This is a genomic window from Sphingobium sp. FW306-1B-F04DB, assembly GCF_058781925.1.
Genome location: NZ_JBYSXE010000036.1, coordinates 13,876 through 26,028, shown reverse-complemented (window position 1 = coordinate 26,028; position 12,153 = coordinate 13,876). Strand labels below are relative to the sequence as shown.

Sequence of the window (12,153 nt, the reverse complement as noted above, 5' to 3'; positions counted from 1 at the left end):
ACTCTGTTCCCTTTCAGGCGAAGCGGTCTGCGCCACCGCGCGGGGCGGAATTCGGCTCGACGTTGACCTCGGGCGCATCGCCCCGCGTGATGACGATGGGCTGCCGCGCCTGCTGGTCGCGGCCATTGCCCTGCTGATACTGGCTGCCGAGATCGACATGCGTCTCGGCGATGCGCATCCCCTGTGCGCGCGCCTCGCTCACCAGCCGGTGCTGGGCGTCGGCGATCACCTGACGCGCGCCCTCGGTCTCGGTGCCGAAGCGCAGCGACACGCCCTCGGCGCGCTGTTCGACCTCGACATGGAGCGTGCCCAGATGCTCGGGATTGAGCTGGAACCTGAGCCGCCCCTCATGGCTTGAAAGCTGCGCGATGTCGCGCGCCAGCCGGTCGATCATCTGCGCCTCATTGGCGATGTCGAGCCGTGCGGCCACGGCCTGCTCACCAAGCTGGCGCGCGGTATCGGGCGCTGTGTCGACGGCCGTCGCCATATCGGCGACCGCCAGCGGCGGCGGCGGCGACAGCAAGGGCACGGCCGTGGGGGCGGACTGGACAGGAATGACCGGCATTTCGATGCGCGGATCGCTGCCCTCCAACATGGCCGTAGCGATCGATACGAGGCTCGCCGCCTTGGCCGGGGCCACGACCGTTTCGCGCGCCTCGACCAGCGGCGCGAGAAGCGCGGTCAGCGGATCGGGACGCTGCGCCTGCCCTTTCGGCGGTACAATGTCGGCGCCGGCCGGTATATCGGCGACGCCGGCTTCGGTGGGCATCGATAGCTCGGGCGCGGTGGCGAGCGGGATCGTCGAGACCTGCGGCGCACCTACCGATATCGCGACCGGACGATTTTGCTCAGCGACGACTGCATGCGGCGCAACAATCGGGGCAGCGCTGGTCACGCCGATCGCGATCGGCGGCGCCACGAAGGGTGGCACGACGATAGTGTCGATCGGCTGGTCGATCGGCTTCCCGGCGTCGGCGGCATCAGTCGCGAGCTCGTCGGTCGCCGGCTCGATCGTGGGCACGACCGATACGGTGCCGGCCAGCATCGGTGCAACCGCATCGACGGGCGCCGGGGCTGCCACGCTGACCGGATCGAGCGAGGCGAGAATATCGACAAAGCCCGCGGCTACGCCGGCATCCATGCCCGCGGCCATTCCGGGCTGCGACGCAAGCGCGGTGTCTAGGTTGAGCCCGGCAAGGACCGTCATCATGCGTCTCCTTCATCGATGCGCGGGCGGCGGCGCACCGGGACATTGCTCTTACGTTCGAGATATTCGGCGAGCGCCGCGCGCGCGCGCTGATCGAGCCTTTCGGCGCTCTCCTGCCTGATGCGCGCCTCGATCCGTCGCGCCGAGCGCTCGAGCGCGGTCGCCCGTGCGCCCACAATCGCGTCGGTCAGGCCGTCGCGCGCGGCGCGCAACCGCTGCGCCAATTCACCCGCATTGGCGAGCGTCGCGCCCGTCGCCTCACCCGGCGTCGCGTCGAGGCTGCTCGCCAGTCGGACCAGATGCCCCGCCTGACTCTCCAGCGTAATCACGCGATTCTCGGCCATCTGCGCCTGCGCCGATGCCTGGAGATGCTGCGCGCGACGGACACGGACGATCCGCGTGCGGCGTTTGACCACCTGCTTCATGGCGCGAACCTTTCGATCAGTTCGACCTCGGCGGAGGCGAAGTCGACACGCGCCTTCTGTCCCTGTTTGAGGAAGCCGAGGATCTCGCCGCGGCGCATGATCGCCTCGTCGATCGCTGGATCGCTGCCGTCCTTGTACGCGCCCATCAGCACAAGGTCGCGGTTCTCCTCATAGACCGACCAGAGCCGGCGAAACGCAGCGGCAGCGGCGCGATGGTCATCGGTGACGATGTCGGTCATCACGCGGCTGAGCGACCGGCCGATATCGAGCGCCGGAAAGACACCCTGTTCAGCGAGCGAGCGCGACAGCACGAAGTGCCCGTCGACGATCGCGCGCGCGGTATCGACGATCGGATCGTCGAGATCGTCGCCGTCGGCGAGCACGGTATAGACCGAGGTGATCGAGCCGCCGGTGCGTGCGTCGACGCCCGCACGCTCGACGAGCCGTGGGATCAGCGCGAGCGCCGAGGGGGGATAGCCCTTCATCGTCGGCGGCTCGCCGAGTGATAGTCCGATTTCGCGCTGCGCATGCGCCACGCGGGTGAGGCTGTCGATCATCAGCAGGACCTTGAGGCCCTGCGCGCGGAAATATTCGGCGATCGCCGTCGCGCGCATCGCGGCGCGCAGGCGCAGCACCGGGGGATGGTCTGCGGGAACCGCGACGACAACGCTCTTCTTGCGGATCGGTCCCGACAGCTTGGTTTCGATAAAGTCGGTAACCTCGCGGCTGCGCTCGCCAACCAGCCCGACCACAACCACGTCGGCTTCGGCGCCCGCGATCATCTGGCCCATCAGCACCGACTTGCCGACACCCGAGCCTGCGATCAGCGCGATGCGCTGGCCGACGCCCGCGGTCAGCAGCGCGTTGATACTGCGCACGCCCAAGTCGAAAGATTGCGTGACGCGCGCGCGGTTGAGCGGATTGCCGAGCCTGCCCGCAAGCGGCCAGCGATGCGTTGCGCCGACGGGGCCAAGTCCGTCGAGCGGATCGCCAAAGGCATCGACGACACGGCCGAGCAGCGCTTCGCCGACCTGCGCCGATCCACCCAGCCCATCAGGCTCTACACGCGCGCCGCAAACGTGCGAACGATCGCTGTCGAGCGCCATCAGCAGCGCGCGATCGCCGCGAAAGCCCACCACCTCCGCGCGAACCGGCTCGCCATCGGCATCGATGATCCGCGCCGCGGAACCGATCGGCTGGCCGAAACCCGTCGCCTCGAGCATCAGCCCGTCGAACGCGACGAGCCGCCCAACCCGGCGCGGACCGAGCGAGGCGACGTCTATCCCGTCGAGCAGCTTTTTGGCGTGCAGGGCGAGTGCTCCGGTCATTGGGGTACGCTCATCCTTTCGAGCGCGAGCCGAAGCTTCTCTATGCCGACTTCCGGACCGTCCTCGATCCAACCACTGGCGGTCTCGACGATCACGCTGCCCGGGATGAGCGACGGATCGGCGACCATGTCGAGTTCGAGGCGCGCGCCGCCGAGCCGTTCGAGATCGTCGGGGTGCAGCCGCATCCGCGCGGGCGCTGCCGTATCGGCGATGATCGCCGCGACGTGATCGACGCGCATTTCGAGCATCGCGCGGTCGATCACAACTTCGCCGACGATCTGGCGCACCAGACGGTCGACGGTTTCCGCGAGCATCTCGGCAAGCATCTGCGGTGGTTCGGGACGATATTGCTCGAGCGTCTCCGCGAACCGCGCAATTGCCTGCCGCTCCGCAGCGACCTCCATCTCCACGGTTCGACGCCCCTCGTTGAAGCCCTCGCTGAACGCTTCCGCCTGAAGCCGGACAGTATCGACAAGCGCGGGCTCCTCGGCGCCGTCGCCCTCCTCGGGAGCAGCGGCGGGCTCCGAATATTTGTCGTGCCAGGGCACGAAACGCGCCTCGACGGCGGGCGCGAAACCGGCGGGCGCGAAGCCCCCGGTCCCGCGTCGCTCGATGGCATTCCAGAGGTCGGCAGGAATATCAGACATAGTCGTCGCCCTTTCCGGCGAGCATGATCGTACCGGCTTCGGCAAGGCGGCGGGCAATGGTCAGCACCTCGCGCTGCGCTTCCTGCACTTCGGTAAGGCGCGTCGGACCCCGATCGGCGATCTCGTCCTGGATTGTCTGCGCGGCACGGCTCGACATGCAGCCGAGCATCTTGGCCCGCAGCCGCTCGTCGGCGCCCTTGAGCGCGAGCACCAGCGTTTCGCTTTCGACCGAGCGGAGCAGCGTGCCGAGGCTCTTCTCCTCCACCTCCATCAAGTTGTCGAAGACGAACATCTCGTCCTCGATCGCGCGCGCCAGCGTCTTGTCGAGCTTGGTGAGCGTGCGGATGATGCGCTGGTCCGCACCCGACTTGGTGTTGTTGAGCACCTTGGCGGCCTCGGTCGTGCCGCCGCGGCGCGTGGTGACACCCTGCCCCGGGCTCGTCACCTGGCGCAGCAGGATCCGTTCGAGCTCCTCGAGCGCTTCGGCGGTGACGGGGCGGAGCGTGGCGACGCGATAGACGACGTCGGCCTGCTTCTCCTCGTCAAGCAGCTGCAGCACCTCGGCGGCGACGGCCGGATCGAGATGCGCGATCGCGAGCGCCGCGATCTGCGGATGCTCGTTCTCGACGAGCGCCGCGATCGTCGAGGCGTCCATCCATTTGAGCGCATCGAGCGTCGCCGAGCGCTGCGGCGGCGTGATCCGTGCAAGCACCTTGTCAGCACGGTCGGGCCCGAGCGCGCGCTCCATCATCGAACGGATCTGCTGGTCCGCCCCGAAGCCGATGGTGGTGCGTTCGCGCGCGCGCCGAACGAACTGGTCGAGAACGCCGTTGACCTGCCCTTCGGTGACATCGGCGACACCGAACATCGCACCGCCGAGCTGCTTGACCTCTTCAGGCTCGAGCCGGCCGAGCACCTCGGCCGCCTCGACCTCGTCGAGCAGCATCAGCAGGATCGCAGCAGCCTCCGAGCCCTGGATCTCGGCGATTTCGGTCACGGTTTCCTCAAGCATTGCGCGCCTCCGATTGCGGCATGTCGGACCGGATCAGATCGCGGACCACGAGCGCCGCGCGCGCGGGGTCCTGGCGGACGAAGCTGCGGATCAGTTCGGCGCGCGCGGCATAGCCCGGCGCCGCCTCAATCATGTCGAGCGTCACTTCGGCGCCCGGATTGCCCGAGGCGTGCGTGGCGAGTGCGTTTGCAAGTTCGCCCTTCATCGCGTGCTTGTTCTCGGCCATCCGCTTCGCGTGCTCGGCAGCGGCGTCGGCGCGACGCTTGAGCATCGGGCGGCCCAAGCCGAAGACGAGCAGCAGAACCGCTACCAGTGCGGTCAGATTGCGTGCGGTCGTGCCAACCCAATCGGCCTGCCACCAGCTCGTCGTCAGCACCTCGACGGGCGCGAAGCTGCGGGCGGTGATCGCGAGCTGATCGCCCCGCGCCTGATCGAAGCCAACCGCGCCCTTCACGAGTTGCTCGATCGCCGCGACCTCGGTCTTCGAGCGCGGCTTCGCGCCCTCGGGATTCTTGAGCGCGACCGCTACCGACAGGCGACGGACGCTTCCGACGGGCTGCTTGGTGACAGATATCTCGCGACCAAGCTCGAAGGTACGGTTGTAGTTCTCGGTGGTGCGGTCAGGGCCCGGTGCGGGCGCTGCTGCCGCGGCAACAGGGGCCGCGATCGCGCCGCCTGGTGCGGCCTGCACCTGCGATGCTGGCGGCGGGGTGTTGGCGAGCGCACCGGGTATGCCCCCCGCGCCGTCCGGCGCCCCTTCCTTGGTCCAGCTCCCGCGCTCCTCGCGTACCGCGGCGGTCTCGCGGGGGAAGCTTTCGCGTGTTGCCTGTACTTCGGCGAAATCAACATCGGCGTGAACTTCAGTGGTGAAGTTGCCCGCACCCACCAGCGGGGTCAGCAATGTCGTCAGCGCCTCGACATAGCGGCCTTCGATGCGCTGCTGGATGTCGATCTGGCGATCCGAGGCTTCCGAGGCGGGATCTCCGCCCGCCTTGGAAAGCAACCGGCCATTCTGGTCGATCACCGCGACACCCTCGGGCGCAAGGCCGGGTACCGACGAACCGACGAGATGCGTGATCGCGCGGACCTGGCCTTCAGCCAGGTTGCGGCCGGGCTTGAGCTGGAGCATCACCGATGCCGCGGGCTGGGCGCGATCGCGCAGGAACACGCTCGGCTGCTCGACCGCGAGATGGACGCGCGCCGACTGCACCGCGTCGATCGCCTCGATCGTGCGCGCCAGATCGACCTCGCGCGCCGAGCGCAGCCGCTGATCCTCGACCGCGCGGCTCGCGCCCATCGGCAGCGACGAGATCATCGCATCGCCATCGGGCGCACTCTTGGGCAGCCCCTGCGATGCGAGGAGCATCTTGGCCTGATGATAGTCACCTTCCGACACGGTCAGCGCGCCGGTAGCATTGTCGATGTCGTAGGCGATGCCCGAGGATTTCAGCGCCTCGACCACCGCCGCCTTTTCGGTGTCGGCGAGCCCGCTGAACAGGTCGCGCTGCGGCGGCTGCGCGATTGCCATCCATGCAAGCGCGGCAAGGCCGATCACGCCGGCGATGATGATGCCCGGCATCGCCTTCTGGACCGCGGGCTGCGCGGTGAATTCGCGCAGGCGGGTGAGCACGGGGCCAAAAGGGCTGGTGCCCGCGGCGCGCGGGGCTGCGATCGAACGGGCGGGCACGGTGCCGGCGTCGGTCATGGGGACGAGCTCGCTCATGTCAGACCGGCATGCTCATGATGTCCTTGTACGCGGACAGCAGCTTGTTGCGGACCTGGAGCGTGGCGTTGAAGCCAAGCGACGCCTTTTCGCGCGCGATCATCACGCTCGCGATATCGGCGGTCTCGCCGCGTTCATAGGCGTCGGTCGCCGCAGAAGACTTGGCCTGAAGCTCGTTGACCTCGTTGAGCGCGCCTTTCAGCGCACCCGCAAAGTCGCTCTTGGCCGCACCCGCGGCACCGCCCTGAGCCATGCCCGCCGCCTTTTGCAGCGAGGCATTCTGCTGGATGATCGCGTTTCGCATCGCGAGCACGCTGGCTGCATCCACCTTGGTCATTCCATCGTCTCCACGTCAGGCCACCGCCCGCATTTCAGCGAGGCGGTAACGAAGGGTACGTTCACTGATGCCGAGCCGCTCGGCAGCGCGGCCGCGATGGCCGCCGGTTGCGTCCAGCGCCTCGCGGATCGCGCGCCGCTGGATCTTGCGGGTGATGTCGACCATCTGACCCGCAATCGGAGCCGGGGCCTCGGCGGCGGGAACCAGCGTCGGGACGGCAACACCAAAGGGTGAGCGTTCGATCGAGAGGTCCCCCGCTTCGATCCGGTCGCCGTCGTGCAGCAGGATCGCGCGCTGGATGACATTCTCGAGCTCGCGGACATTGCCCGGCCAGCCATGCGCCATCAGCCGATCGAGCGCCGCCGCGGTCGGCCAGGGGAAGGTCGCGTGCTTGGGCGCATGACGCACGAACAGCGCCGCGGCGATCGCGCGGATGTCGAGTCGGCGGGCATGCAGCGGCTTCAATGCCATCGGCACGACGTTAAGCCGCCAGTAGAGGTCGGCGCGGAAGCGCCCCTCGGCGACCTCATTGGCGAGGTCGCGGTTGGCGGCGGCAATGACGCGCACATTGACGGGCACGGTCTGCGTCGCACCGACGGGCAGCACCTCGCCCTCCTGCAGAACACGCAGCAGTTTGGCCTGAAGGTTGAGCGGCAGTTCGGCGATCTCGTCGAGCAGCAGCGTGCCGGCATCGGCTGCGCGGAACAGACCCTCGTTCGACCCGGCCGCACCCGTGAACGCGCCCTTCTGGTGGCCGAAGAGCATTGCTTCCAACATCGTATCGGGGAGCGCAGCGCAGTTGACAGCGACGAAGGGCGCATCGGCGCGCGGGGAGCTGGCATGGATGAAACGCGACAACCCCTCCTTGCCCGTGCCCGTCTCTCCGAGAACCAGCACGGTGGCATCGCTTCCCGCGACGCGCTCGGCGAGCTGGAGGAAGCGTGCGGATTCGGGCTCGCCGGTCGCGGGCCGATGTGCCGGGCGGACGAGTTCGGTCGCGAGCGCATGGCCGAAGACCATGTCGGCAAAGCCGAAGCGCAGCCGTGCCGGGTGCCCATTGACCGACGGCATGAAAAGCGGTTCGCCCTGCTCAAACTCGATCAGCACGTCCTGCACGGTCGCCTTGGCGATCTCGCCGGCGTGAAGGATGCGCGGCCCCTGTTTGCGGTCGGGGAAGTTGATCGCGGCCACGGCACAGGGGAGCCCCGCCGCTGTCATCCAGGCGGCGAGCGTCGGACTTGCTTCTGCGGCGCGTTCGCTGATCGCGATGGCCATGAAAACGAAACCCCCTAAACGATGGTCCCCCGACCACCTTCTGGACATAACGCTGCAATAACCATGCCAGATGAAGCGCCGCCCATTTCAAGGGAACACGTGCATGCGCGGGAGTCGGTATGACGGAAAGCCGACACGCGGCCCGTCGGAAAGCCGACGATATTTTCTTCGCTTAAGTCGGTTTGACCCCCGCCGTTAATTCGATCGTGGCTGCCACGCTTCTCCGCCTGGCCGCCGGGTTTAAGGAAGCGGGAAAGGAAGAATTCAATGACTGTCATCAACAGCAACGGCGCAGCTCTTCGTGCTCACAACGCCTCGCGCGTCGCCGACAAGAATCTCAGCACGGCCATGGAGCGCCTGTCGACCGGCAAGCGCATCAATTCGGCCAAGGACGACGCCGCCGGCCTCGCCGTCACTTCGCGCATGGGCGCCGAGCTCAAGGGCCTGAGCGCTGCGATCCGCAACTCGAACGACGGCATCTCGCTGGCGCAGACCGCGGAAGGCGCGATGGGCGAAGTTTCCAACATGCTCCAACGCATGAAGGAACTCGCAGTGCAGGCCGCCAACGGCACGCTGAGCGCCGGCGACCGCACCAACCTCGACGCCGAGTTCGGCGAGCTGATTTCGCAGATCGACGACGTCGCCAACCGCACGAGCTTCAACGGCGTTGCGCTGACCGACGGCACCAACGCTTCGGTTGCGATCCAGACGGGCACCAAGTCGGGCGAGACGCTGACGATCACGCTGACCGATCTCAACGCCGCGGCGCTCGCGGTCAACGCGCTCGACGTCACCACGGCCGCCAATGCCGGCACCGCGATGACCGCGCTCGACACCGCGATCGACACGGTGACGACGGCCCGCGCCACGCTGGGTGCGGTACAGAACCGCCTCGACGCGACGGTCAACAACCTGACCAACCGTTCGACCAACCTCGAAGATTCGCGTTCGCGGATCGAGGACACCGATTTCTCGGTGGAAACGACGAACCTCGCCAAGTCGCAGATCCTTTCGCAGGCCGCGACTGCGATGCTCGCCCAGGCGAACCAGTCGGGCCAGAACGTGATGAGCCTGCTGCGCTAAGCGCGAACGACATAGCTTCGCGGGAGATTGGTCCCTTCCGCGCGGCACCCACCCCCGGCGCCTGCCCCACATGGCGCCGGGGGTTTTATTTGGCACAACGCAAAAGGCCTCGCCGATCGACGGGCCTTTTTTCTTTGCCTGCAACTCTGGGAACTTGGGACCAGACCGAGCAGGTCCGCACCCATTCACTTGGCCTCCCGGCTTCGGGCCGGATCAGTTCCAGTCGGCGAGATGCGCGCGGAGCTTGTCGAGCGCGGCCTTCTTGATCTGACAGACGCGCGCGCCCGAGACGCCGAGAACCTGCGCGATCTCCTCGAGGTTCAGTTCCTCGACGAAATAGAGCTGGAGGATCATCGCCTCGCGCTCGGGAAGACCCTTGATGCCCTGCTCGATCGCATCGCGCAGCGTTTCGCGCTCCAGCGCGTCGTCGGCGCGTTCCTCGACATCGGCGAACCACATCGAATGATCCGAATAGATGTCGTCGAGCGATTCATGGATGGTCGTCTCCGAACCGTCGACCAGCGCGCGATAGGCGGCGGCGTCGAGGCCCATAGCCTCAGCCATCTCAGCCTCGTCGGCATGACGGCCGAGCTGGTTCTCGATCCGCGCGCGGACGGCGGAGAGCTCGCGCCGACGGCCCATAGCCGAACGGCAGATGTTCGCCTGGGCGCGCAGCTTGTCGATCATTGCGCCACGGATGCGCATCGAGGCATAGGTGCCGAAAGCATGGCCGCGATCCTCATAGGCGTTGGCCGCCTCGACCAGCGCGACCATGCCGATCTGTGCGAGATCCTCGATATCGATCGCCGATGCGACACGGCCATGCACGTGCCAGGCGATCTTGCGCACCAGCGGCATATGCGTGCGAATGAGCGCCTGCGCATCCTTCTGCGCGGGCCGGCGCCCATAGACCGGGGAAGAAACCGCGAGACTAGCGGACGACATGAATCATCTCCATCGCGTGCAATCCGAGCATCACTGGACCGCCTCGCCGATTGCGACGGGGCGCGCGTCGCGGCCGATGACCGCGACGACCTCGACGGGCTTGCCGTCGGGAATTTCGAGGAAGGAGATCACCGGCGTGTCGGGCAAGTGCGGGCGCAGCAGCTTCGACAGCGCGCGCCGCGCCAGCGGCGAGGTGACGATCGCAAAGGACCGCGCAGCACCTACCAGCGGCGCCGCCGCCTGCGTGACCGATTCGATGATCCGCGTCGACAGCGCCGGATCGAAGGGATGCGCGGCATTGGGCCCCGAACGTATCGCCTGCGCCAGCAGACCTTCGAGCTCGGCATCGAGCGTGATGACGGGGAGCGGCATCTTGATCGGGACAATGCCCTGGATGATGATCGGCCCGATCCGGCTGCGGACACTCTCCTCGAGCATCGCCATGTCGGGATTCTCGCGCATCGCGTCGACCATGGCTTCGGCTATGCGGCGGATGTCTTTCAATGACACGCCCTCGCCGAGCAGCGCGCGGCACAGCGCGGTGATGTCCGCGAGCGACATCGGCTGCGGGGTCAGCCCGCTGACGAGCTGGGGCGCGCTTTCCTTGAGTGCCGCGAGCAGGTTCTCGGCCTCGTCGAGCCCGAAAAGGTCGGCGGCGTGGTTGAGCACGAGCTGGTTGAGGTGCGTCGCGATCACGGTCGCGGGGTCGACGACGGTATAGCCCGCGACGATCGCCTCGTTGCGCTGCTCCGCGCCGATCCACAGCGCGTCGAGCCCGAAGGTCGGATCCTTCACCGGACGTCCTTCGATATGGAATTCGACGTCACCCCCGTCGAGCGCGAGCAGATCCTCGGGCCAGATCTCGTCTTCGCCCATCACCGCGCCGGCGACGGTGATCCGGTAGCTGTTGGGTGCGAGCGAGAGATTGTCGCGCACGCGCACCAGCGGCACGACAAAGCCAAGCTCGCGCGAAAGCTGGCGGCGGATGCCGGTGATGCGCCCCATCAGCGGCGCGCCCTTGCGCTCGTCGACCAAGCTGACCAGCCCATAGCCCAGCTCGAGCCCGAGCGGCGCGGCATCGCTGACCTCGTCCCATTCGATCGCGGCGGAGGGTTGCGGATTGGCGAGCATTTCCTGGACCTGCACGGCATCCCCCGCGGCATCGGCCCTGCCCTTGAGACGCCACGCAATGAAACCGCAGATCGCCGCGGCCGACAGCATGAGGAAATGCGGCATGCCGGGCACGACGCCGAGCAGCGCGAGGATCGCTGCGACGGGCACCCAGGCGCGGCGATCGCCGAACTGGCTGGTAATCTGCCCCGAAAGATCGAAGGGCGAGGATACGCGCGTGACGATCGCGGCGGCCGCGATCGAAAGCAGCAGCGCGGGCACCTGGGCCACCAGCGCGTCGCCGATCGCTAGCAGGATATAGGTTTCGGCGGCCTGGCCGAGCGAAAGGCCGTGGCTGACGACGCCGAGCACGAGCCCGCCAATGATGTTGATGACGAGGATCAGCACCCCGGCGACCGCATCGCCCTTCACGAACTTGGAGGCGCCGTCCATCGACCCGTAGAAATCGGCCTCGGTGGCAACTTCCTGGCGGCGCGCCTTGGCTTCGTCGGGGGTGAGCAGGCCCGCGTTGAGATCGGCGTCGATCGCCATCTGCTTGCCGGGCAGCGCATCGAGCGTGAAGCGCGCCGAAACCTCGGAAACGCGCCCCGCGCCCTTGGTGATGACGACGAGGTTGATGATCATCAGGATCGCGAAGACGAAGATACCGACGGCGTAGTCGCCGCCGATCAGGAAATTGCCGAATGCCTCGATGACATGGCCAGCGGCGTCGGGTCCTTCATGTCCGCTGACCAGAACGACGCGCGTCGAGGCGACGTTGAGCGAGAGCCGGAGCAGCGTCGCGAACAGCAGCACCGTCGGAAAAGCCGAGAAATCGAGCGGTTTGGCGGCATTCAAGGCCACCATCAGCACCGCGAGCGAGATCACGATATTGGTGATGAAGCCGATGTCGAGGACGACCGCCGGGATCGGCACGACCATCAGGCCGACGATCAGCAGCGTTGCGAGCGGAAAGATCGCGCCGCGCCCCGCATCGCCCCAGATCTTGAAATTCACCGGGTTCATTTCCGTAAGATCCGGATGATTGCGGCGACTGGGTC

The 12,153-nt window shown here is 67.2% G+C and carries 11 protein-coding genes; 1 reads left to right on the top strand and 10 read right to left on the bottom strand.

The window, feature by feature from the left end; all coding sequences use genetic code 11:
* Positions 1–13: 13 nt before the first annotated feature.
* From AC3WJD_RS15190 to AC3WJD_RS15155, 8 genes are read right to left on the bottom strand one after another with little or no spacing between them, the layout of a single operon-like run.
* The gene (locus AC3WJD_RS15190; protein ID WP_492747537.1) at positions 14–1,210 is read right to left on the bottom strand and encodes a flagellar hook-length control protein FliK; all 1,197 of its coding nucleotides are present in this window, start codon (positions 1,208–1,210) and stop codon (positions 14–16) included.
* A complete protein-coding gene (locus AC3WJD_RS15185; RefSeq protein WP_492747536.1) occupies positions 1,207–1,632 on the bottom strand; it encodes a hypothetical protein in 426 nt (141 codons plus the stop codon). The genes AC3WJD_RS15190 and AC3WJD_RS15185 overlap by 4 nt, the downstream gene beginning before the upstream one ends.
* Positions 1,629–2,960: a FliI/YscN family ATPase gene (locus AC3WJD_RS15180; protein WP_492747535.1), complete on the bottom strand. Its 1,332-nt coding sequence runs from the start codon at positions 2,958–2,960 to the stop codon at positions 1,629–1,631. The genes AC3WJD_RS15185 and AC3WJD_RS15180 overlap by 4 nt, the downstream gene beginning before the upstream one ends.
* On the bottom strand, positions 2,957–3,607 hold the full coding sequence (locus AC3WJD_RS15175) for a FliH/SctL family protein (RefSeq protein WP_492747534.1): 651 nt from the start codon (positions 3,605–3,607) through the stop codon (positions 2,957–2,959). Before AC3WJD_RS15175 ends, AC3WJD_RS15180 begins: the two co-directional genes overlap by 4 nt.
* The gene (gene fliG / locus AC3WJD_RS15170) at positions 3,600–4,619 is read right to left on the bottom strand and encodes a flagellar motor switch protein FliG (protein WP_492747533.1); all 1,020 of its coding nucleotides are present in this window, start codon (positions 4,617–4,619) and stop codon (positions 3,600–3,602) included. Before fliG ends, AC3WJD_RS15175 begins: the two co-directional genes overlap by 8 nt.
* On the bottom strand, positions 4,612–6,342 hold the full coding sequence (fliF, locus tag AC3WJD_RS15165; protein WP_492747532.1) for a flagellar basal-body MS-ring/collar protein FliF: 1,731 nt from the start codon (positions 6,340–6,342) through the stop codon (positions 4,612–4,614). The genes fliG and fliF overlap by 8 nt, the downstream gene beginning before the upstream one ends.
* Position 6,343: 1 nt before the next feature.
* Entirely contained in the window at positions 6,344–6,679 is a 336-nt protein-coding gene (gene fliE, locus AC3WJD_RS15160) for a flagellar hook-basal body complex protein FliE (RefSeq protein ID WP_492747531.1), read from the bottom strand.
* A gap of 15 nt (positions 6,680–6,694) precedes the next feature.
* A complete protein-coding gene (locus AC3WJD_RS15155) occupies positions 6,695–7,954 on the bottom strand; it encodes a sigma-54 interaction domain-containing protein (RefSeq protein ID WP_492747530.1) in 1,260 nt (419 codons plus the stop codon).
* A 267-nt stretch (positions 7,955–8,221) separates the two neighbouring features.
* On the opposite strand from AC3WJD_RS15155, the gene AC3WJD_RS15150 reads away from it, so the two are divergent.
* Positions 8,222–9,037 (top strand): flagellin N-terminal helical domain-containing protein, encoded by an 816-nt coding sequence (locus AC3WJD_RS15150; RefSeq protein WP_492747529.1) that lies wholly within the window; start codon positions 8,222–8,224, stop codon positions 9,035–9,037.
* A 213-nt stretch (positions 9,038–9,250) separates the two neighbouring features.
* Here AC3WJD_RS15150 and AC3WJD_RS15145 read toward each other — a convergent pair whose 3' ends face one another.
* A complete protein-coding gene (locus AC3WJD_RS15145; protein WP_492747528.1) occupies positions 9,251–9,982 on the bottom strand; it encodes a sigma-70 family RNA polymerase sigma factor in 732 nt (243 codons plus the stop codon).
* Between the two features lie 30 nt (positions 9,983–10,012).
* Positions 10,013–12,118 carry a flagellar biosynthesis protein FlhA gene (gene flhA / locus AC3WJD_RS15140; RefSeq protein ID WP_492747527.1) on the bottom strand — a complete coding sequence of 702 codons (2,106 nt, stop codon included), beginning with the start codon at positions 12,116–12,118 and terminating at the stop codon, positions 10,013–10,015.
* Between the last annotated feature and the right edge of the window lie 35 nt (positions 12,119–12,153).